This window comes from Tessaracoccus defluvii (genome assembly GCF_014489575.1).
Classification (GTDB): Bacteria; Actinomycetota; Actinomycetes; order Propionibacteriales; family Propionibacteriaceae; genus Arachnia; species Arachnia defluvii.
In genome coordinates this window covers 3395798-3415929 of record NZ_CP060789.1, presented here as the reverse complement: position 1 = coordinate 3415929, position 20132 = coordinate 3395798, and the positions used below count along the sequence as shown (strand labels likewise).

Here is a 20132-nt window from a genome sequence, read left to right as displayed (position 1 = left end):
AGCCCGCCTGCCATGATGAGAGAACTCTCATCGGCGGCTGGTTGACGTCTCATCCGCAGGGTGTCGAATGTGAGGTCAGGGAAGGAGGCGCCATGCGCACCACACGCTGGATGGTCGCGGCGCTCGTCGCCGCCCTCGTGATCCTCCTCGGCTGGCAGGTCCTCACCTTCGCGTCCCCCGACAGGCCCCCCACGAGCGAGCCGGCGATCGTGGTGGGCGACACCCCCTCGCCGCTGCCACACCCCGTCGCCTCCCCGACCGCCGCGGTCCCAGCGCCATCCGGTTCGGAGACGCCCGCGATCACCGCGACCCCGCTGGGCACCACGCCCGTGACGCGGCCGACCGGGACGGCTGCGCCCGCCGACACGTCGAAGCCGAAGCCGGTCGAACGAGCCACTCCGCACCGCGCAGACGATGACGACGATGACGACGACGACGAGCTGGATGACGAGACCGACGACGACTGAGCCGGTCGCCTCACACCAGCCGGTAGCCCATCCCCCGCACCGTCTCGAACCGCTCCTTGCCGAGCTTGCCCCGCAGGTAACGCACGTAGACGTCGACGACGTTGGACCCGGGGTCGAAGTCGAAGCCCCACACGTTGCTCAGCAGCTGTTCCCGGCTCAGCACCTGGCCCGGGTTCCGCAGGAACGTCTCCGCCAGGGTGAACTCCCTGGCCGACAGGTCGACCCATTCGCCGTCGACCTCCGCCTTCCGGGTGAGGTAGTCGAGGACGAGGCCGTTGTGGCTGAGGCGGGTCACCTCCCCCTGCCCTGACGCGCTGCTCTCGCTCCGCAGCCGCAGCCGGATGCGGGCCAGCAGTTCCTCGAACGAGAACGGCTTGGGCATGTAGTCATCGGCGCCGCCCTCGAGGCCGGCGACCCGGTCGGCGACCGAGGAACGCGCCGTCAGCATGATCACCGGCACGTTGACGCCCTGGCCCCGGATGCGTTCCAGCACCTCGAAGCCGTCGATGTCGGGCAGGCCGACGTCGAGGATGACGAGGTCGAAGTTGCCGTGGACGGCCAGCGTGGCCCCTCGACGCCCGAGGCCGTGCGGTGCGAGGTGAAGCCCGCGGCCTTGAGCCCCTTCGCGACGAACGAGGCGATCCGGTCCTCGTCCTCGATGATCAGGATGGTGCTCATGCGTCGGTCTCCTTCTCGGGCGAGATGGGCAGGATCATCGTGAACGTGGAGCCCTCGCCGGGCACCGACTCGATCTCGAGGCGCCCCCGTGGGCTGCGACGATGGTCTCGACAATGCTCAGCCCCAGTCCCGCCCCGTCGGCGTGCTGGACGGCCTCCCTGGTCCGGCCGAACCGCTCCCGCACGAGGCGGAGCTGCTCGGGCGCGATGCCGATGCCGGCGTCGCTGACCCACAGCTGGACCTCACCCCGGTGCAGCCGCGATCCCAGCGAGATCGGGGAGCCGGGTTCCGAATATTTGACGGCGTTGGCGGCGAGCTGCAGCCACGCCTGCGTCATCCGGGAGACGTCGAGCCACGCCTCGGCGGCCGCGACCCGCTCCAACCGCCAGCGCCGGTCACCCAGCGCCCGCGCCTTCCCCAGCGTCTGGTCCGTCAGTGAGGCGACGTCCGCCCAGCCCGGGCGGACGAAGTCCGACTCGGTGGCCCGCGCCAGCATCAGGAGGTCGTTGATCATGCCACCCATCCGGTCGACCTCCTCGATCGCCAGGTCCCTGGTCTGCGCGACGTCGACCGGGTCGTCCACGTCGACGACCTCCAGGTGTCCGCGGACGACGGTGATGGGGGTGCGCAGCTCGTGGCCGACGTCGTCGAGGAGCCGCCGCTGCCCCTCGACGGAGGTCTGGACCCGGTCGAGCATCCGGTTGATGGTCGCGGACAGCGCCGTCAGGTCGTCGTTGCCGCGGACGGGCACCCGGGTCGTCAGGTCGCGTTCGTCGATGGATTCGGCCGCGGCCCGCAGTTCCTCGATCGGTCGAAGGAGCCGGCCGACGACGAACCAGGCGGCGAGCGCGACGAGCACCATGGTCACGACGGCGACGACGGCGTACAGCGTCATGGTCGTGCGCAGCTCGGCCCGCGCCACGTCCATGTCGTAGACGTGGACGAGCGCCCCCTGGCTGGTCGGGTAGACCACCGGCGCGACGAGAACCCGGTATGTTCCCCGGTCGGTGCGGATGGTGTCGACGATGATCCTGTCGCCGGTCGCCAGTGGCGCCACCGCCGCGATGAGGGCCCGGTCGTCCTCGGGACGGACCGGCTGATCCTCGCTGGCCATCCACTCGATCCGATCCCCGACGAAGGCGACCTCGCCCTCAGCGTCGCCCAGCACCGTGCGCGACAGGAAGGTGTGGAGCACCTCCGACGGCCCGGTGAACTGGTCGCCGGTCTGCGGATCGACACCGCTCTGCGCCAGTACCTTCAGCTCGTCGCGCGTGCGCTCGAGTCGCTCGTCGACGGCGGCGGTGATCGACCGGTCCTGGATCACCGAGACGATCCCGCCGGACACCAGCAGGGCGAGGCCGGCCAGCAGGATCATGGGCCACATGATGCGGTGGCGGATGCTGCCCGGCGCGCGGGGTGCGGTCTGGCTGGCGTCCATGCGCCCCATCCTGCCCTGCCCCACGCGCAACTGCCCCATGAGACGGATCGAAGCCGTCGTCGCTGAGGACGGTGTGAGGCGCGGGTGAGAGACCTCTCATCCAACGGGGCATCAGGCGTTGTCGAGGTCCAACAAAGTTCAACCGTCGACATTGGCCGTGGACCAGCCCTGCTGGGCACCCCTGATGCGGAATTGTTGCCCCATGCCCTCCGCCGAGGGTCGTTTGCCATGCCAGGGAGGTTCGATGTTCACGCGGATCGCGATCGTCAATCGGGGTGAGGCCGCCATGCGCCTCATCCACGCCGTACGGGATCTGAACGCGGAGCACCCCGACAGGGAGCCCCTCGTCACGATCGCCCTTTACACGGACGCGGAGCGCTCGGCGATGTTCGCGCGGGAGGCCGACGAGGCGTACCCCATCGGCCCCGCCTCCGACCGTCCCTACCTGAACCACGGGCTGCTGGCCGACGTCCTGCGACGCGCCCGCGCCGACGCGGTCTGGGTCGGCTGGGGCTTCGTGGCAGAGGACGCGGCCTTCGCCGACCTCATGGCCGACCTCGGGATCACGTTCATCGGCCCGTCCGGCGACGCCATGCGCAGGCTCGGCGACAAGATCGGCTCGAAGTTGATCGCCGAGGAGGTCGGGGTCCCCGTCGCCCCCTGGTCCGGCGGCGGCGTCGACACCCTCGACGATGCCCTCGCGGCCGCTGATCGCGTCGGCTACCCGCTGATGCTCAAGGCCACGGCGGGAGGCGGCGGCCGCGGCATCCGCAGGGTCGACGGCGCCGCCGACCTCACCGACGCCTACCAACGCACCCGGGACGAGGCACAGCGCGCGTTCGGCTCCGGGGTGGTGTTCCTGGAGAAGCTCGTCACGGGCGCCCGCCACGTGGAGGTGCAGCTGATCTCCGACGGCGAGACGGCCTGGGCCGTCGGCGTGCGCGACTGCACCATCCAGCGTCGCAACCAGAAGATCATCGAGGAGTCGGCCTCCCCGCTGCTGACCCCGGAGCGCACTGCAGAGCTGCGGGCCTCGGCTGAGCGGCTGGCGCTCGCCGTCGGCTACCGCGGGGCGGCGACTGTCGAGTTCCTGTACCACCCCGGCGACGACCAGTTCGCGTTCCTCGAGGTCAACACCCGCCTGCAGGTGGAGCACCCGATCACCGAGGTGACCAACTCGTTCGACCTGGTCAGGGCGCAGTTGCACGTCGCGTCGGGCGGCCGCCTCACGGAGCGGCCCTCCGAGTTCGGCCACGCCGTCGAGGCCCGCCTCAACGCGGAGGACCCGGACCGCGACTTCGCCCCGGCCCCCGGCCGGATCGCCCGCCTCGACCTGCCGGCCGGGCCCGGCATCCGCGTCGACACGGGCGTCGCCGAGGGCGACACCATCCCCGCCGACTTCGACTCGATGATCGCCAAGATCATCGCCTTCGGCCGCACCCGCAGCGAGGCCCTCGGTCGACTGCGTCGCGCCCTGCGCGAGACCGTCGTCGTCATCGAGGGCGGAGTCACCAACAAGAGCTTCGTCCTGGAGCTGCTTGAACAGCCGGAGGTCGTCGGCCCCGCCGCCGTGGCGGGGGCCCGCCGCGGCCCCAGGGCCCAGTGGGCCGACACCGGCTGGATCGACAGGGCCCGCGCGGCGGGCGGCCTGGTCGCCGACCAGCATGCGGGCGTCGCGCTCGTGACGGCGGCGATCGAGGCCTACGAGGAGGCGGTCGAGTTCGAGACCAGCCACCTGCTGTCGACGGCGCGCGGCGGCCGGCCGCAGACGCAGCACACGTCGGGGCTGACGGTCGACCTCAAGCTGCGCGGCACCGCGCACCGCGTCACCTGCTACGCGACGGGGCCGGACCGCTACCGCGTCGAGGTCGACGGCCAGCCGACGACCGCCGAGCTGACCCGACTCGACGACGCCCAGGGGCGGATCACCGTCGGCGGCGAGCAGTACCGCATCGTGACCGCCGTCCACGGCCCTGTGCACCTCGTAGAGGTCGACGGCGTCGCCCACCGCGTGTCGCGGGACGAGGGCGGCTTCCTCCGCTCCCCCGCCCCCGCGCTCGTCGTGGCCACCCCGGCGGCGGTCGGCGACATCGTCGAGGCCGGGGCACCCGTCGTCGTGCTCGAGTCGATGAAGATGGAGACCGTGATCCCGGCGCCCTTCCGGGCCAGGATCAAGGAACTGCAGGTCATGACGGGGTCGCAGGTCGAGGCGATGGCCCCGCTGGCCCGCCTCGAGCCGCTCGACTCGGATCAGGGCGACTCACCCGAGGAACTCGCCGGTGACGAGCAGGCCGCCCGACGTGACGCCACCCGCGTCCCCCAGCCCACAGCCGATCCGGATCCCGCCGCGCGCGTCGCCGGCTTGTTGGGTGACCTGTCGGCCACCCTCATGGGCTACGACGTCGACCCGTCCGCGAAGACGCTGCCCCGCTACCTCGCCGCCCGCGACGAACTCATCGCCGCGGGAGGCGACCCTGTGTCCGGTGAGGTCGGGCTCATCGGGCTGTTTGCCGACCTGGCCGAACTGAGCCGCAACCGGGCCTTCGGGCAGGAGGAGCACACCGAGCTGCGGATCCACAGCGACCGCGAGCACCTGCACCGCTACCTGACGACGCTGGACGCGGAACGCGCCGGCCTGCCCGAACAGTTCGTGGAGCGCCTCACCCGGGTGCTGGCGCACTACGGCGTCGATTCGCTCGACCGGACCCCGGCCCTGGAGGCCGCCGTCTTCCGGATCTTCCTCGCGCAGAAGCGGACCTCGACGGACGTCCCCATCGTCCTCGGCATCCTCGACCGTTGGATCGCTGAGCCGGCACCCACGAACGGGTTCGCCGCTTCGGCACGCGCCAACCTCGAGCGGCTGCTGCGCGCCACCCAGCTGCGGTTCCCCGCCATCGGCGACATGTCGCGCTCCGTGCGGTTCCGGTGGTTCGACCAGCCGCAGGTCGACCGAGAACGCGCGGCAGTGCTCGCCGGATTCTCCGCCGAGATCGAGGCCCTCGCCGCCGATCCCCGCCCCGCCGACTACTCCCGGCGGGTCCTCGCGCTGGCCGGGGTGCACGAGTGGACGGCGAACTACCTGGCGCTGCGCCTGGCCCGCGGCGTGCGGGCCACCGAGCCGATGCTCGAGGTGCTGCTGCACAAGTACTACCGCGACTACGCCATCAGCGACATCCGTGACCTGGTCGTCGACGGCCGCGCCGTGCTGCGTGCCGACTACGTCTTCGACGGCAAGGCCCGCCGCTTCGTCGGCACCGTCGGCACACTCGCGGAACTCGGCGCCGACGGTGCGCTGGAGCGGGCGTTCGTGGCCGGGCTCGCCGACCGCGGTGGCAACGGTGACGCCGTCGGCGAGCTGTACGTGCTGCTCGACGAGCGGCCCGAGCCCGACGCTCTTGCGGGGCAGCTGGCCGCGGCCCTCGCGGCCTGGCGGCCCAACGCGGACATGAAGCGGATCGCCGTCGGGGCCTGCTCGGCAGACGGCCTGGTGGAGTACTTCACGTTCCGGTACGCCGACGGCGTGCCCGTCGAGGACCGCAACCTGCGGGGCATGCACCCCATGGCCGGCCGGCGGCTCGACCTCTGGCGGCTGCGGGAGTTCGACACCACCCGCCTGCCCGCCCCCGAGGACGTCCTGCTGTTCGAGTGCGTCGCCAAGTCGAATCCCGACGACCGCCGCCTCGTGGCGATGGCGCAGGTCCGTCAGCTCGCCGCCGTCCGCGACGAGCGGGGCAGGCTGCTGGCGCTGCCCCACGCGGAGCGCGCAGTGTCGAACTGTCTCGAGGCCATCCGCCGCACCCGCAGTGCGCGCGGGGCGGCCGGCAGCAGGCTCGACATGAACCACGTGTGGGTCGACGTGTGGCCCGAGGTGGACCTGTCGCTCGAGGACATCGTCCCCCTGCAGGGCAAGATCACCCCGCTGTCCGACGGCGCCGGCATCGAGGAGGTGCTGTGCCAGGGCCGCTTCCGCCAGGGTGACCGCCTCGTCCCCCTCGCCGTCCGGTTCCACGCGCAGCCTGGTGCCGGGACGACCGCGTCGGTCGGGGCCCCGCCCACCGAGCCGCTGAAGCCGCTCGACGACTACGCCGGCAAGGTGCTGCGCGCCCGCCGCCGCGGGCTGGTCTACCCGTACGAGCTGTCGGCCACGCTGGCCGGACCCGGCGGGACGCTGACGGAGCTGGACCTGGACGCCGACGGCAAGCTCGCCGAGGTCGACCGGGCCCCCGGGAAGAACAGGGCCGGCATCATCGTCGCCCGCGTCACCACCCCGACGGAGCTGCACCCCGAGGGCGTCACGCGCATCGTGCTGTCGGGCGATCCCACCAAGGGGCTCGGCGCCGTCGCGGAGCCGGAATGCTCCCGGATCATCGCCGCCATCGACCTGGCGGAGCAGTTGGGCGTCCCCGTCGAGTGGTTCACGCTCAGTTCGGGCGCCCGGATCTCGATGGACTCCGGCACGGAGAACATGGACTGGGTCGGGGCGGCGCTGCGCCGCATCGTCGAGTTCACGCAGGACGGCGGCGAGATCAACGTGGTGGTGGCCGGCATCAACGTCGGCGCCCAGCCGTACTGGAACGCCGAGGCCACCATGCTGATGCACACTCGCGGCATCCTCGTGATGACCCCGGACTCGGCCATGGTGCTCACCGGCAAGCAGTCGCTCGACTTCTCCGGCGGAGTCTCCGCCGAGGACAACTTCGGCATCGGTGGCTACGACCGCGTCATGGGGCCCAACGGCCAGGCGCAGTACTGGGCACCCAACCTGGGCGCGGCCATGGAGATCCTGCTGCAGCACTACGACCACACGTACGTCGCCGTCGGGGAGGACGGGCCGCGTCGCGCTGTCACGAGCGACCCGTCGGACCGTGACGTGTCCGACTTCCCGCACAGCGCGGTGGGCTCCGACTTCACCACCGTCGGACAGATCTTCTCGGTCGAGCACAACCCGGACCGCAAGAAGGCGTTCGACATCCGCACCGTCATCGCCGCGGTCTGCGACCAGGACCAGGTCCGCTCCGAGCGCTGGGCGGGGATGGCCGAGGCGGAGACGGCGGTCGTGATCGACGCCCGCATCGGCGGCCACTCCGTCAGCGTGCTGGGCATCGAGTCGACGCCGGTGCCGCGGGTCGGCTTCCCACCCACGGACGGGCCGGACACGTTCACGGCCGGCACCCTCTTTCCACGTTCATCGAAGAAGGCGGCCCGCGCCATCAACGCGGCCTCCGGGAACCGGCCGCTGGTCGTGCTGGCGAACCTGTCCGGGTTCGACGGCTCCCCCGACTCGATGAGGAACCTGCAGCTCGAGTACGGCGCCGAGATCGGCCGGGCCATCGTCAACTTCGAGGGCCCGATCGTGTTCGTGGTCATCTCGCGGTACCACGGCGGCGCGTTCGTGGTGTTCTCGAAGCGCCTGAATCCGAACATGACGGTGCTGGCGGTGGAGGGCAGCTTCGCCTCCGTCATCGGCGGGGCCCCGGCCGCGGCGGTGGTATTCGCCCGTGACGTGGAGACCAGGACCACGGCCGACCCGCGGGTCGCCGAGTTGGAGGCCGCCGTCCGCTCGGCTTCGCCGGAGGCGCGCACGGAGCTGCAGCTCGCGCTGCAGGACGTCCGCAAGGCTGTCCGGGCGGAGAAGATCTCCGAGGTGGCGGCCGAGTTCGACGGCGTGCACAACATCCACCGCGCGGTCGAGGTCGGGTCGGTCGACAAGGTGATCTCCGCTGCCCAGCTGCGGCCGGCGATCATCGCCACCATCGAGGCGCACCTGGGCTGAGAGCCGGTCTCCCACGCCCTGACCGGATGGATCCGCCCGGCCACAATGCCGCCGGATCCGCCGGTCAGGGCATCCCCGGCATGCGTGTTTGCGGTTCCCGCCTTCGGGGTAGTGACGAGGCGACGACCGCCGCCGACCCTCCCCCACGGCGGCGGCGTCCGTTCTCAGCTGGGAGGTCAGATGCCGGACGTTAGGGGGGCCGCAGCGCCCGAGTCGGTGAAGCAGACCCGGGACAAGGCCGCGAACGCGCCGTACCCGGACGATCCACGCAAGCCCGAGTCGCCCACCGACATGAGTCGACCCGCGTGGTTCTATGCCGCGAAGCGGGCGGTCTCCGAGTTCTCCAAGGACAAGGTGACTGATCTCGCCGCCGGGCTGACGTTCTTCTCGGTGCTGTCGCTGTTCCCGATGCTGCTGGCAGTGGTGTCGCTGCTCGGCGTGTTCGGACAGGGGGAACGCACAGCGGAGACGTTGAACGAGTGGATCGCCCAGTTCGCCCCCGAGGACGTCTCGGAGCTCCTCAGCGGCCCCATCTCCGGCCTGGCCACACAGTCCGGCGCCGGGCTGGCGCTCGTCACGGGCATCCTCGGCGCTCTCTGGGCCTCCTCGGGCTACGTCGGTGCCTTCTCCCGCGCGATGAACCGCATCTACGAGGTGGAGGAGGGCCGGCCCTTCTGGAAGCACAAGCCGCAGATGCTGCTGCTCACCGTCGCCATCGTCGTAATCATCGTGCTCATGGTGGTGGCGCTGGTGTTGTCCGGCCCCGTGGCCCGCAGCATCGGCAACCTGATCGGGATCGGGGAGACGACTGTCCTGATCTGGAACATCGCCAAGTGGCCGGTCGTGGTGGCCCTGGCCGTGGTGGCCATCGCGATGCTGTACTACTTCAGCCCCAACGTGAAGCAGCCCAGGTTCCGCTGGGTGAGTCTGGGCGCCGTCATCGCGCTGGTCACGTCGGCGATCGCTGTGGCGCTCTTCTCCGTCTACGTGACGAACTTCGCCTCCTACAACGCCACCTACGGCGTCATCGGGTCGGTGATCGTGCTGCTGCTCGGGCTGTGGATCATCAACACGGTGCTGCTGCTGGGCGCCGAGATCGATGCGGAGATCGAACGCGGACGACAGCTCCAGGGCGGTCTGCCGGCCGAGGAGACGATCCAGCTGCCTCCGCGCGAGACGACCGCGGCGGAGAAGCTCGCTGACCGCAACCAGAAGCTCGTCGACCAGGCCCGGGAGCTGCGCGCCGATCCGGAGGACCGCCAATCCGAAGCTGACAAGGACCGCAAGGGTCCACTCGACACCCACTGACAAGGAGAACCCCATGGCAGACAAGCCAGACCCCCACCACACCGAACCGCTTCTCGCCGGACCGGGGATAGCCGATCCCCCGCTGGAGGAGCCGACGGCGCCGGTGCCGCCTCCGCCGCCGAAATCCTCCCAGCAGAGCCGAGCATCGAGGCGCCCGCCGACGTGATCCCCAGCCCCGCCATCTCGCAGCTGGGGGGCACGTGGCCGGTGGAGGGTCGGAAGGTGGGGCTCATCGTCGCCCCGGACACCCCCGCCGGGGCGGTACTGCAGGCCCGCGAGGCCGTGCTGGCGGCTGGCATGATGCCTCTGGTGACGGCGCCCCGGGGCGGCAGGATCGGTGACGTCGCGATCGACCGCACTCTCCTGACTGCCGCGTCGGTCGAGTTCGATTCACTGCTGGTGCTCGGCGCTCCGCAGCCGGAGGAACTGCCCAGCTTCGACGCGAAGGCCGGCTTCGAGCCGGGTGCGACTCCCGTCGATCCCCGCGTGACGAAGATCGTCGGCGAGATGTTCCGGCACTGCAAGGCCATCGCGGTCGTGCCCGACTGCGCGACGGTCCTCGAGGCTGCCTCGGTGCCCGCGAAGGCACCCGGTGTCATCGTCGCCGACCCTCAGGAGGCCCTGGCTGACCTGACCGGGTTGCTGGCGGAGCACCGCGTCTGGGAGCGGTTCCCCGTCTCCCGCTGATCGACCATCGCTGCTGCCGCCGGATCACTGCTCCGGCGGCAGCAGCGCCTCCGCGGTGTTCGAGTCGGTGATCAGCACGTCGCACCAGCCGCCCTTCAGCGCGGCCCGGATCGCGTCCAGCTTGCGCCGCCCGGCCGCGACCCCGATTCGACGCGGGATGGCCTTCAGCGTGGCCGCGTCGATACCGAGGGTCCGGCCGACGAGGTCGGACTCGACGAGCACTCCGTCGGAGTCGAAGAAGTTCAGGCAGACGTCGCCGACGGCGCCCTGATCGGCGAGTGAGCGCAGGTCGTCCTCCGGCAGTGTGTTCCCCGAGGAGACCAGCAGTTCGGACGGCTGGACGCTGCCGATGCCGACGAGCGCCATTGTCAGGCGCTCCCATTCGTCGCGCACGCCGCTGATCTGCCGGTCGGACAGCAGGGAGTCACGGATGGCCTGGCTGGCGACCACGCCCGGAGCGTGGAAATAGTCGATCTCGGCGCCGGTGACCCGGGCGAGACGATCGGCGAGGCGCGTGGCCTGCACCTGGGCACGGGGTTCTCCGACGCCGCCGATGACCTGCACGATGCGTTCGGCCGAGCGGGTGGTGCGCGGGGTCATGGCCTCGACAACGGCGAGCAGGGAGGCCGACCAGGACGACAGGCCGATGCGATCGGTGGGCAGCATCGTCGACTCGAGGTATCTGGCGCCGGCGCTGCCGACGGCGCTGAGCAGCGCCGCCTCCGACTCGTTCTCCTCGTCTACGCCCCCGGCGACGACGACGTCGCGGAGCCCGAACGCGGCGCAGACGCGGTCCTCGAGTTGGCTGAACATGCCCTCGGGCTCGACGACGATGGTGCGGATGATTCCTGTCTCGAGCCCCTCCTTCAGCAGTCGCGACACGCGGGACTGGGACATGTTGAGGCGGGCAGCGATCTCGGGCTGACGTAGCCCGTGCTCGTGGTAGAGCCGCGCCACCTTGACGATCAGGGGCAGCCGTTCCTGGGCTTCACGGAGAGACACGCTTGAAGGTAGCACGGCCGGAGGGTGCCGGAGGGGTAGACCGTTCATAATGTGCATATCCATGCGGCTATGGTTAAATAGCCACTGGAGGTTTCAATGATGCACACTTCGTCCCTCGCCTCGGCGCAGCTGCCCGTGGGGTCGGCGACACTCACCTTCGGCCCCTGGGCCGAGCGCTTCGAGCATGTTCGTGACCGCGCGGTTCCCACCATGCGCGACGACCTGTTCGACGATGTACTGAGCGGAGCCCGTCACAACTTCGAGGTGGCCACCGGTCGCGCCGACGGCGCTCACCAGGGCCCCCCCTTCCTGGACGGCGACCTCTACAAGTGGCTCGAGGCAGCCGTCGCGCTCCTGGCACAGGGCGATGACCCGGAGCTGGATACCTGCGTGGAGGATCTGGTCTCGCTGATCGCCGAGGCGCAACGCGCCGACGGCTACCTGCACACCCCCACGCAAATCGCCCAGCTGCAGCGTGGCGCGGACGAGACGCTGGCCGACCGGCTCAACTTCGAGACGTACAACCTCGGTCACCTGATGACCGCGGCCTGCCTGCACCACGCTGTGACCGGCCGGACGACCCTCCTGGCGGTCGCCGAGCGCGCGGCAGGCTTCCTCATCAACCTGATCGCCGACAATCCCGACCTGGTCGCGCGTTCCGCCATCTGCCCCTCCCACTACATGGGCACTGTCGAGTTGTTCCGCACCACCGGCGACTCCCGCTACCTGCAGCTGGCAAGGGACCTCATCACCTTGCGGGACCGTGTCCCCGCCAGCGGACTCGGGGCGACGACAACCAGGACCGGCTCACCTTCGCTGAGACGGAGGCCGTCGTCGGCCACGCCGTCCGCTCGAACTACCTCTACGCCGGCATTGCAGACCTGCTTCTCGAGGAACCCGACGAGGACGTCGCCGCCCGCCTCACCCGGCTCTGGGAGGACGTCGCCAACGCGAAGGTATACCTCACGGGTGGGCACGGCGCCCTCTACGACGGGGCCTCCCCCGATGGGTTCCCCTGGCAGGAGCAGATCACCAAGGTCCACCAGTCCTACGGGCGGCCGTACCAGCTACCGCAGATCACGGCCCACAACGAGACGTGCGCCACCATCGGCAACATGCTGTGGTCGTGGCGGATGCTGCTGCGCACCGGTGAGGTCCGCTACGCCGACTCCATCGAAGTCGCCGTCAACAACACGCTGTTCGGCAGCATCGGCATCGGCGACCCCGGCTACTTCTACACCAACCCTCTGCGCCAGGTCGGCGACCTTCCCTACCCGCTGCGTCGTGCCGGCGACACGGCGCTGGATCCGGTCCCCGCCCCGCCGCCGTCGGACGAGCGGCTGCGCCAGCGCTACCTGTCGTGCTTCTGCTGCCCGCCCAACATCGTCCGCACCATCGCCCGGCTGTCCGAGTACTGCTACTCGGCGCTGCCGGACGGTCTCATGATCCACCAGTACGCGGGCGGCCGCGGCACGGTCACAACCGCCGACGGCGAACTGGCCGTCGAGCAGCACACCGACTACCCGCGTTCCGGCACGGTGCGGATCGTCGTGACGGCGGCACCGTCGAGCCCCACGACGCTCGCGATCCGCGTTCCTACCTGGGCCGTGGGAGCGACGCTGAGCCTGAACGGGGAGGCTGTCGACGCCATCCCCGGCCGCTACGCCAAGGTCCGCCGAGGCTGGAGTGTGGGCGACGAGATTGTCCTCGAGCTGCCCCTGTCGGCCCGCAAGCTCGTCTCCCACGCGTTGGTCGAGGAGACGACCAACCAGGTTGCGATCCAGCGCGGCCCGGTCGTCTACTGCGTTGAATCGACCGACCTTCCCGACGGCGTCCGCCCCAGCGACCTGTTGATCCCCCGCCATGCCGAGTTCACCGAGGCCACGGCCACGATCGACGGCGCCGAGATCGTCACGCTGTCGACGGTCGCGGCCCGCAGACCCGCCGTCGACCCCGATGCCCTGTATGCCGATCTGCCGACCGACGACCCGACCGACGTCGCCGTCACGCTCATCCCCTACGCGGCGTGGGCGAACCGCGGCGCGTCGGAGATGTCGGTCTGGCTCCCCCTGCGCTGGTGAAAGGAGAACCCGCGATGTCAGCGACAGTCGAGGCCACCTACTGGGTGGAGACCACCGATCCGTTGGAGCGCGCGGCCGAGGCCATGGCCGGCGAGCAGTCGACGGGCACCTTCGTGCGCGTCGAGCGGGAGACTGACGAGTTGCGGGCCCGCTTCGCCGCGCAGGTCGTCAGCATCGAGGAACAGGAGCCGAGCGGCAGGACGCCGCTGCCGGGCGCGAACACGTCGGACGGCCCCATGCGGGCGGCCCTGATCCGGCTGTCGTTCCCGCTCGACAACTTCGGCCCCTCGCTGCCCAACCTGCAGGCGGCCGTCGCCGGCAACCTGTTCGAGATGCGCCCGTTCTCGTCCATCAAGCTGATGGACCTCGACCTGCCGGCCGCCTTCGCCGAGCGCTACCCCGGCCCGGCGTTCGGGTTGGCCGGCACGCGTGAGGCCATGGGCCGTCCGACCGGGGCCATGATCGGAACCATCATCAAGCCGAGCATCGGGCTCGCCCCCGCGGAGCTGGCCGAGGTCGTCGGCGAGTTGGTGGAGGCTGGCATCGACTTCATCAAGGACGACGAGCTACAGGGCAACGGCCCACACTCGCCGCTGGCCGAGCGCGTCGCCGCCGTCATGCCGGTCCTGCTCGACTACCGCGAGCGGACCGGCCGCATGCCGATGTACGCGTTCAACATCACCGACGACCTTGACACCATGCGCCGGAACCACGACCTCGTCGTCGCCGCGGGCGGCACGTGCGTGATGGCCTGCATCAACCTCGTGGGGCTGGCCGGCGTCGAATGGCTGCGGCGGCACTCGCAGGTCGCCATCCACGGCCACCGCACCATGTTCGGCGCCATCACCCGCTCCCCCAGGTCGGCATCCACTTCCGCGCCTACCAGAAGCTGGCCCGTCTGAGCGGCGTCGACCACCTGCACACCAACGGGCTGCACAACAAGTTCTACGAGTCCGACGCCGAAGTGATCGCCGCGATCACCGACGTGCGCACCCCACTGCTGGGCGGCAACGTCACGGTCCCCGTCCTGTCGTCGGGGCAGTGGGCCGGCGTGGCGCACGAGACGTACGCGGCCGTCGGCAGCACCGACCTGCTGACGTTGGCCGGCGGCGGCATCCATGGGCATCCCGACGGCGCCGCCGGGGGTGTCGAGAGCATGCGCGCGGCGTGGGACGCGGCCGTGGCCGGCGAGTCTCTGGCGGCCCGCGCGGCACGCGTGCCGTCGCTGCAGCACGCCATCGACAGGTTCGGCTGATGACTGCGGCGGTGGGGTTCTACGCCGACGACTTCACCGGCGCGACCGACGTGCTGCTGCAGCTCCGCCGCTGCGGCCTCGTCGGCCCGCTCGTCCTGCGCGTCGACCCGGACCTCATCGCCCGATACGCGGGGGCCGCCGTCCTGGGGGTCGCGGGGACCGCGCGTTCGCTGCCGACCGCCGACATGGCCGCGGAGGTCACCCCAGCTCTGGGCGCGTTGGCGGCCCTGCGGCCGCGTGTCCTGCAGTACAAGGCCTGCTCCACCGTCGACTCCTCCCCACGGTCGGGAGTCTCGGCTGGGCGGCGGAGGCCGGCGCGGATCTGCTCGGACAGGGGCTCGTCCCTGCGCTCTTCGCGCAGCCCGATTTCGGCCGCTACACGCTCTTCGGCACCCACTTCGCTGCCCAGGGCGGCGCCGTCCACCGGCTCGACAGGCATCCGACGATGAGCCGGCATCCCAGCACCCCCATCGATGAGGCGGACCTCACGGTGTTCCTCGCCCGCCAGACCGGGCGGCCAGTGACCAGCCGGCCGCGCACGACCTATGCCGCGGGCGGCCCGCTGACCGGCGAAGGGGTCGTCGTGCTCGACGCTCTGGAAGACGACGACCTGCGCGCGGCCGGGGGCTCGTCCTCGGCGTGGCACCGGGGACGGTCTTCGCGCTGGGATCGGGCGGGCTCAGCCGCGCCGTCGGGCTCCACCTCGGCTCCCCTGACACCGGCACGGACGAGGACGCGGCCCTGCCCCCGGCCCTGTGCTGGTGCTCGCGGGGAGCCAGAGCCCCTCACGGCACGCCAGATCGCCGTGGCGGAGGAGGACGGCTGGCCCTGCCGCGCCGCGGCGGACGCCGACCTTGCCGATCCGGCAGGCCTGGCCCGCTGGGCGCTCGACGCGCTGTCGGCGAGGGGGCGGGCGATCATCCACACGCGCGAACTGTCGGGCCCCGGCCTGCTTGCCCGCATCGCCGCGCTCTTCGAGTCACTCTGGCGCGAGGCGCGCGCGGCCGGCGACCCCCTGGTGGTGGTCTGCGGCGGCGACACGTCGAGTCGTCTGGTGCGCGGTAGCGGCGCGGACGCGCTGGAGATCGATGCGGTCGTCGCCGGCAACGTGCCGATCTCGCGGCTCGTGGGATCCTCCTGGGTGGACGGCGCGCGCGTGGTGCTCAAGGGTGGCCAGGTGGGCCCCGAAGACCTGTTCAACCGGCTCGCGGGCCGGACCTCCGACCTGACCGACCTGACGAAGGAGTCGCTGTGACCAAGATCGCTTTCCTCCACACCGGTGCGGTGGTGATCCCCGGCATCGAGGCCCTGGCGCACGAGGCGCTCCCCGAGGCCGAGGTGCTCAGCCTGTTGGACCCGACGGTGGTGCGCGACCTCACCGAGGGTGGCGACGTCGCCGCGACCGTGCCCGGGCGCCTGATCGCGCTCGCCGTCGAGGCCCGCGAGGCCGGCGCCGACGCCCTGATGTTCACGTGCTCGTCCATCTCGGGGCTGGCCGGCGACGTGCAGCGGGCCGCCGGACTTCCTGTCCTGCGGATCGACGAGGCCATGGCCGACACCGCCGCGGCGGGCGAACGGATCGCCGTCATCGCGACGCTGCCGACCACGCTCGAGCCCACCATCCGGCTGATCCGCGAACGCGCCGAGTTGCAGGGGCTCTCGCCCGCCATCGACCGTGTCCTCGTCGAAGGTGCCTTCGACGCCGTCGTCGCAGGTGACGGCGACCGCCACGACGCCCTCGTCGGGGCCGCCATCGTAGCGGCAGCCGACTCCGCCGATGTGATCGTCCTCGCCCAGGCCTCCGCGGCCCGGGCCGCCGCCAAGGTGAGCGTCGCCGTCCCCGTTCTGACAAGCCCCGAGCTCGGGGTGGCGCGCTTCGCGTCGTTCGTCACTTCGGGCAGGCCGGCCGCACTCGACCTCGCCTCCCAGTATCCGGCCGGCCTGCTGGGCGTGCCCGCGGGCGACATCCAGCTCACCTGGCGGACCACCGCGCCCGCCACCGGATATCAGCTGCGCCACGCCGACCAGGGTGGGCAGTGGCAGGTGGCTGAGCCGGTCGACGGCGTCGCCGTCGGCCCCGTCCCCGCTCCCGGTGGGCCGCTGGCTCCCCGCGACCGCCGCCGCTACGCCGTGCGTCTCCGTGACGGCGAGGGCTGGGGCGCCTGGTCCGATGCACTCACCGTCGAGGCCGGCGTCGCCGGCGCGGATCTGGAGGCCCGCCTCGTCGGGATCGCCTCCGAGACCGAGGGGCCCGCCCCGCACCTGCGCCGCGAGTTCGACATCCCCGGCCCGGTCCGCCGTGCAGTGCTGCGCGTCTCGGCCCACGGCCTCTACGAGTGTGAGCTCAACGGCGCCCGCACCGACGACGAATACCTGGCCCCCGGCTGGACGAGCCACCAGGCCCGCACCGTCATCGCCACGCACGACGTGACGGCCCTGCTGCGTCCCGGCCGCAACGCCATCGGCGTGCGCCTCGCCGACGGCTGGTACCGCGGCCGCATCGGCTGGACCGGCCGGACCGACCTCTATGGACACGACCTGGCTGCCCTTGTGCAACTCGAGATGGAGCTGGCCGACGGCACCACGATGACCATCGCCTCGGACGGGCAGTGGCGCGGCGGCTTCGGCTCCGTCCGCAGCTCCAGCATCTACGACGGCACCGTCACCGATCTGACACTGACCGCCACGGGCTTCTCCGAGCCCGGCTTCGACGACTCCGCCTGGGCCTCGTGCACTGTGCTCGCAGACGATCTCAGCACCTTCGAGCCCCGGATCGCCGAGCCGATCCGCGTGATCGAGGAGCGCCCCATGGCCGCCACCCAGCGGCCGGACGGGATCCAGTTCGACTCGGGCCAGAACCTGAGCGGCTGGGTACGCCTCGAGGTCGAGGGCACCCGCGGCGACGTCGTCACCATCCGCCACGCCGAGATCCTCGAGCCGTCCGGCGACCTGCACACGGCCGCGCTGCGGACCGCCAAGGCGACCGACACGTACGTGCTCGCCGGCGGCCGCGAGGTGCTCGAGCCTGCGTTCACGTTCCACGGCTTCCGCTACGCGCAGGTCGAGACGACCGCGACGGTGCTCTCGGCCACCGCGATCGCCGTCAGCAGCGACCTGCCGGTCCGCTCGACGTTCGAGTGTTCCCACGAGGCGCTGACGCAGTTCCACCGCAACGTCGGCTGGTCTCTGCGCGGCAACTTCCTGTCGGTACCGACCGACTGCCCGCAGCGCGACGAACGCCTCGGCTGGACGGGGGACGCGCAGGCGTTCGCGCTGACGGCCAGCACGCTGGTGCAGGCCCGGTCGTTCTGGACGTCGTGGCTGCGTGACCTGGCCATCGACCAGGGCCCCGACGGCGCCGTCGCCTCCGTCGTGCCCAACATTGTCGGCCCGGACGACCTGGTCTTCGGTCAGGGGCCTGTCGAGTCGATGGGCCGGGCCGGCTGGGCCGACGCGGCCACCATCGTGCCCTGGAGCGTCTACGAGTCGTACGGCGACACCCTGCCGCTGCGCCTCCAGCTCGACTCCATGCGTCGCTGGATCGACTCGCTCGAGGCCCGTGCCGACGGCGGGGTCCTGCCCCACGAGCCGTTCCAGTACGGCGACTGGCTCGACCCGGACGCCCCCGGCGACCGCCCCTGGGACGCGAAGACCGACGTCGACTACGTCGCCAACGCGTTCTACGTGCAGTCGCTGCGTATCCTCGCCTGGACGGAGGACCTCGTCGGCGACGCGGAGCGTTCGGCTGCCCTGCACGCCCGCGCGGACGAGGTGGCCGCCGAGACGTGGCGACGCTGGGGATCGGTGGCCTACGCCACCCAGACCGGCGCCGCCCTGGCCCTGGAGTTCGGGCTGTGCCCGGACGACGAGCGGGCCGCGGTGGCCGCCGCCCTGGCGGAGCGGGTCGACGCGACCGACGGCCGGATCGAGACGGGCTTCCTCGGGACGCCGCTGGTGCTGTCGGCGCTGTCCGGAAACGGCCACCTCGACCAGGCCTACCGGCTGCTGCTGCGGCGCGAGTCGCCGTCGTGGCTGTACCAGGTGGACCGTGGGGCGACGACCGTGTGGGAGCGCTGGGACGCCATCCGCGAGGACGGCTCCATCCATGGCGGCGAGATGGACATCGCCGACGGCGGCTCCATGCTGTCGTTCAACCACTACGCGTACGGCGCGATGATCGACTGGGTCTACCGCACGGTGGCCGGCCTCGCGCCGGATCCGGTGGAGCCGGGCTACCGTCGGATCGTCGTCGCGCCTCGGCCGACGGCGTCGATCACCTGGGCGAAGGCGTCGATCGAGGCGGCCACCGGCCGCTTGTCGATCGACTGGCGCCTGGCGGAGGATCGCCTGGAGATCGACCTGGAGGTCCCGGTGGGCAGCACGGCCGAGCTGTGGCTGCCGGTGACGGGAGAGTCGACGGTGACCGGGGTCGACGACCAGGTCGTCGGGCCGGGTCGGTACGCGATCACGATCGAGAAGCCGCAGGTCGCGACGCTCTGAGACACTCTGAGAACAGACGCGCCGCGCCCCACGGGCACGAATCTCCATGGAGCCGCCGCTGTGTGCATATGCGCATAGCGGCGGCTCCAGCCAGCGCAATGCTCGGAAGAGCCAGATTTGTGCACGCCGGGTCAGACACGCGCCCAGCCAGGGCTACGAAAGACGCCGTCAGCGACGCCTACGCCTGAACAGGAGAACCCCTCCGACCACGACGGCGGCGACGGCGAAGAGGACGGCGAGCGGAGCCGTTGTCGGCCCGCAGGACGCCTCCGAGCAGCTGAACGTCGTGGTCGCGCCGACGACCACCAGGCCGAGCAGAATCACGACCAGCCCAGGAACGACGCGCCGCCCGGTCCTCTTCAGGTCGACCCGCTCAACAGATCTCATCAGGAACCGCCCTTCGCCGCTGCCCTGATTCTTGCCTGGTTTCTCCGCGGCGACACGGGAACCCGTGAACCGTGACCGGACCGGTATCGGGGCGGGTGGATGCGACCGTGAGTCGGCGTTGCAGCTCGTGGGCCTCGGCAGGGTGATCGGGGGCGGCCCAACTCAGGAACGACCTCTCACCCGCGAGACGACCCCGCTCGCGATCGGCCGTTCACCCATGTGGCAGCCCAGACCCCCAGACCAATGCCGACGCCGTCGGCGAGCAGGTCGAACGGATCGCCCGCCCGGTTCGGGAGCCACGCCCCCTGGATCAGCTCGCTCACGACGGCGTGCGCCGCGAGCGCGACGACCGGCCACCACGACACCGTCAGCCGCCGGATCAGGTACGCCGGCACCGCGAACAGCGCGGCATGGACCACCTTGTCGGCGTGCGGGATCGTGATGAGAGGCGGGCCCGACGACCCGGGCGAATAGAGGGCGACGGCCTGGAGCACCAGGGCCATGCCCAGCAGCGCCCATCGGATCCGTCGCCCCCTCATGGGATCGAACCTAGCGG

At 71.2% G+C, this 20132-nt stretch carries 14 protein-coding genes and 3 pseudogenes; 11 read left to right on the top strand and 6 right to left on the bottom strand.

The window, feature by feature from the left end; translation table 11 throughout:
• Positions 1–92 precede the first annotated feature (92 nt).
• Positions 93–467, top strand: a complete 375-nt coding sequence (locus H9L22_RS16095) for a hypothetical protein (protein WP_187720784.1) — start codon at positions 93–95, stop codon at positions 465–467.
• A gap of 10 nt (positions 468–477) precedes the next feature.
• Here H9L22_RS16095 and H9L22_RS16090 read toward each other — a convergent pair whose 3' ends face one another.
• The 3 genes from H9L22_RS16090 to H9L22_RS16085 are packed head-to-tail and all read right to left on the bottom strand — an operon-like array spanning position 478 to position 2583.
• Positions 478–975: a response regulator transcription factor gene (locus H9L22_RS16090; protein ID WP_320060622.1), complete on the bottom strand. Its 498-nt coding sequence runs from the start codon at positions 973–975 to the stop codon at positions 478–480.
• Positions 918–1145 carry a response regulator gene (locus tag H9L22_RS20085; protein ID WP_320060558.1) on the bottom strand — a complete coding sequence of 76 codons (228 nt, stop codon included), beginning with the start codon at positions 1143–1145 and terminating at the stop codon, positions 918–920. Before H9L22_RS20085 ends, H9L22_RS16090 begins: the two co-directional genes overlap by 58 nt.
• A 34-nt stretch (positions 1146–1179) precedes the next feature.
• Complete coding sequence (locus tag H9L22_RS16085) at positions 1180–2583, bottom strand: sensor histidine kinase (RefSeq protein ID WP_226965933.1); 1404 nt, start codon at positions 2581–2583, stop codon at positions 1180–1182.
• Positions 2584–2827: 244 nt separating this feature from the next.
• Between H9L22_RS16085 and H9L22_RS16080 the strand changes: the two genes are divergently transcribed.
• The 3 genes from H9L22_RS16080 to H9L22_RS16070 all read left to right on the top strand — a co-directional run bounded on the left by H9L22_RS16080 (position 2828) and on the right by H9L22_RS16070 (position 10351).
• Positions 2828–8356: an ATP-binding protein gene (locus H9L22_RS16080; protein WP_187720783.1), complete on the top strand. Its 5529-nt coding sequence runs from the start codon at positions 2828–2830 to the stop codon at positions 8354–8356.
• 180 nt (positions 8357–8536) lie between these two features.
• Entirely contained in the window at positions 8537–9664 is a 1128-nt protein-coding gene (locus tag H9L22_RS16075) for a YihY/virulence factor BrkB family protein (protein ID WP_187720782.1), read from the top strand.
• 162 nt (positions 9665–9826) lie between these two features.
• Complete coding sequence (locus H9L22_RS16070) at positions 9827–10351, top strand: hypothetical protein (protein ID WP_187720781.1); 525 nt, start codon at positions 9827–9829, stop codon at positions 10349–10351.
• A gap of 24 nt (positions 10352–10375) precedes the next feature.
• On the opposite strand, the gene H9L22_RS16065 is transcribed toward H9L22_RS16070, so the two are convergent.
• On the bottom strand, positions 10376–11353 hold the full coding sequence (locus H9L22_RS16065) for a sugar-binding transcriptional regulator (protein WP_226965932.1): 978 nt from the start codon (positions 11351–11353) through the stop codon (positions 10376–10378).
• Positions 11354–11449: 96 nt separating this feature from the next.
• Here H9L22_RS16065 and H9L22_RS20635 point away from each other — a divergent pair.
• The 7 genes and pseudogenes from H9L22_RS20635 to H9L22_RS16035 form a co-directional block, all read left to right on the top strand.
• Positions 11450–12064: pseudogene (locus H9L22_RS20635) on the top strand (beta-L-arabinofuranosidase domain-containing protein); the annotation flags it as partial.
• Positions 12019–13434, top strand: coding sequence for a glycoside hydrolase family 127 protein (locus H9L22_RS16060; RefSeq protein WP_264292637.1), 1416 nt, complete (start codon positions 12019–12021; stop codon positions 13432–13434). The pseudogene H9L22_RS20635 and the gene H9L22_RS16060, both read left to right, overlap by 46 nt.
• 14 nt (positions 13435–13448) lie before the next feature.
• Positions 13449–14689, top strand: a pseudogene (locus H9L22_RS16050) (ribulose-bisphosphate carboxylase large subunit family protein).
• The gene (locus H9L22_RS16045; protein WP_187720778.1) at positions 14689–15138 is read left to right on the top strand and encodes a four-carbon acid sugar kinase family protein; all 450 of its coding nucleotides are present in this window, start codon (positions 14689–14691) and stop codon (positions 15136–15138) included. The pseudogene H9L22_RS16050 and the gene H9L22_RS16045 overlap by 1 nt, the downstream one beginning before the upstream one ends.
• Positions 15036–15260 (top strand): annotated as a pseudogene (locus tag H9L22_RS19890) (four-carbon acid sugar kinase family protein); the annotation flags it as partial. The gene H9L22_RS16045 and the pseudogene H9L22_RS19890, both read left to right, overlap by 103 nt.
• A 12-nt stretch (positions 15261–15272) precedes the next feature.
• Positions 15273–15944 (top strand): nucleotide-binding domain containing protein, encoded by a 672-nt coding sequence (locus H9L22_RS16040; protein WP_264292636.1) that lies wholly within the window; start codon positions 15273–15275, stop codon positions 15942–15944.
• Positions 15941–19189 carry a family 78 glycoside hydrolase catalytic domain gene (locus tag H9L22_RS16035; RefSeq protein WP_187720776.1) on the top strand — a complete coding sequence of 1083 codons (3249 nt, stop codon included), beginning with the start codon at positions 15941–15943 and terminating at the stop codon, positions 19187–19189. The genes H9L22_RS16040 and H9L22_RS16035 overlap by 4 nt, the downstream gene beginning before the upstream one ends.
• Before the next feature lie 168 nt (positions 19190–19357).
• Here H9L22_RS16035 and H9L22_RS16030 read toward each other — a convergent pair whose 3' ends face one another.
• Both H9L22_RS16030 and H9L22_RS16025 read right to left on the bottom strand, forming a co-directional pair.
• The gene (locus H9L22_RS16030) at positions 19358–19576 is read right to left on the bottom strand and encodes an LPXTG cell wall anchor domain-containing protein (protein ID WP_187720775.1); all 219 of its coding nucleotides are present in this window, start codon (positions 19574–19576) and stop codon (positions 19358–19360) included.
• A 176-nt stretch (positions 19577–19752) separates the two neighbouring features.
• A complete protein-coding gene (locus H9L22_RS16025) occupies positions 19753–20115 on the bottom strand; it encodes a VanZ family protein (RefSeq protein ID WP_187720774.1) in 363 nt (120 codons plus the stop codon).
• Between the last annotated feature and the right edge of the window lie 17 nt (positions 20116–20132).

What these genes read in the sequence shown, in the direction of transcription:
- H9L22_RS16025 (WP_187720774.1), bottom strand. Translation starts at nt 20,115, where the DNA reads ATGAGGGGGCGACGGATCCGATGGGCGCTGCTGGGCATGGCCCTGGTG.
- H9L22_RS16080 (WP_187720783.1), top strand. Translation starts at nt 2,828, where the DNA reads ATGTTCACGCGGATCGCGATCGTCAATCGGGGTGAGGCCGCCATGCGC.
- H9L22_RS16085 (WP_226965933.1), bottom strand. Translation starts at nt 2,583, where the DNA reads ATGGACGCCAGCCAGACCGCACCCCGCGCGCCGGGCAGCATCCGCCAC.
- H9L22_RS16030 (WP_187720775.1), bottom strand. Translation starts at nt 19,576, where the DNA reads ATGAGATCTGTTGAGCGGGTCGACCTGAAGAGGACCGGGCGGCGCGTC.
- H9L22_RS16045 (WP_187720778.1), top strand. Translation starts at nt 14,689, where the DNA reads ATGACTGCGGCGGTGGGGTTCTACGCCGACGACTTCACCGGCGCGACC.
- H9L22_RS16095 (WP_187720784.1), top strand. Translation starts at nt 93, where the DNA reads ATGCGCACCACACGCTGGATGGTCGCGGCGCTCGTCGCCGCCCTCGTG.
- H9L22_RS20085 (WP_320060558.1), bottom strand. Translation starts at nt 1,145, where the DNA reads ATGAGCACCATCCTGATCATCGAGGACGAGGACCGGATCGCCTCGTTC.
- H9L22_RS16075 (WP_187720782.1), top strand. Translation starts at nt 8,537, where the DNA reads ATGCCGGACGTTAGGGGGGCCGCAGCGCCCGAGTCGGTGAAGCAGACC.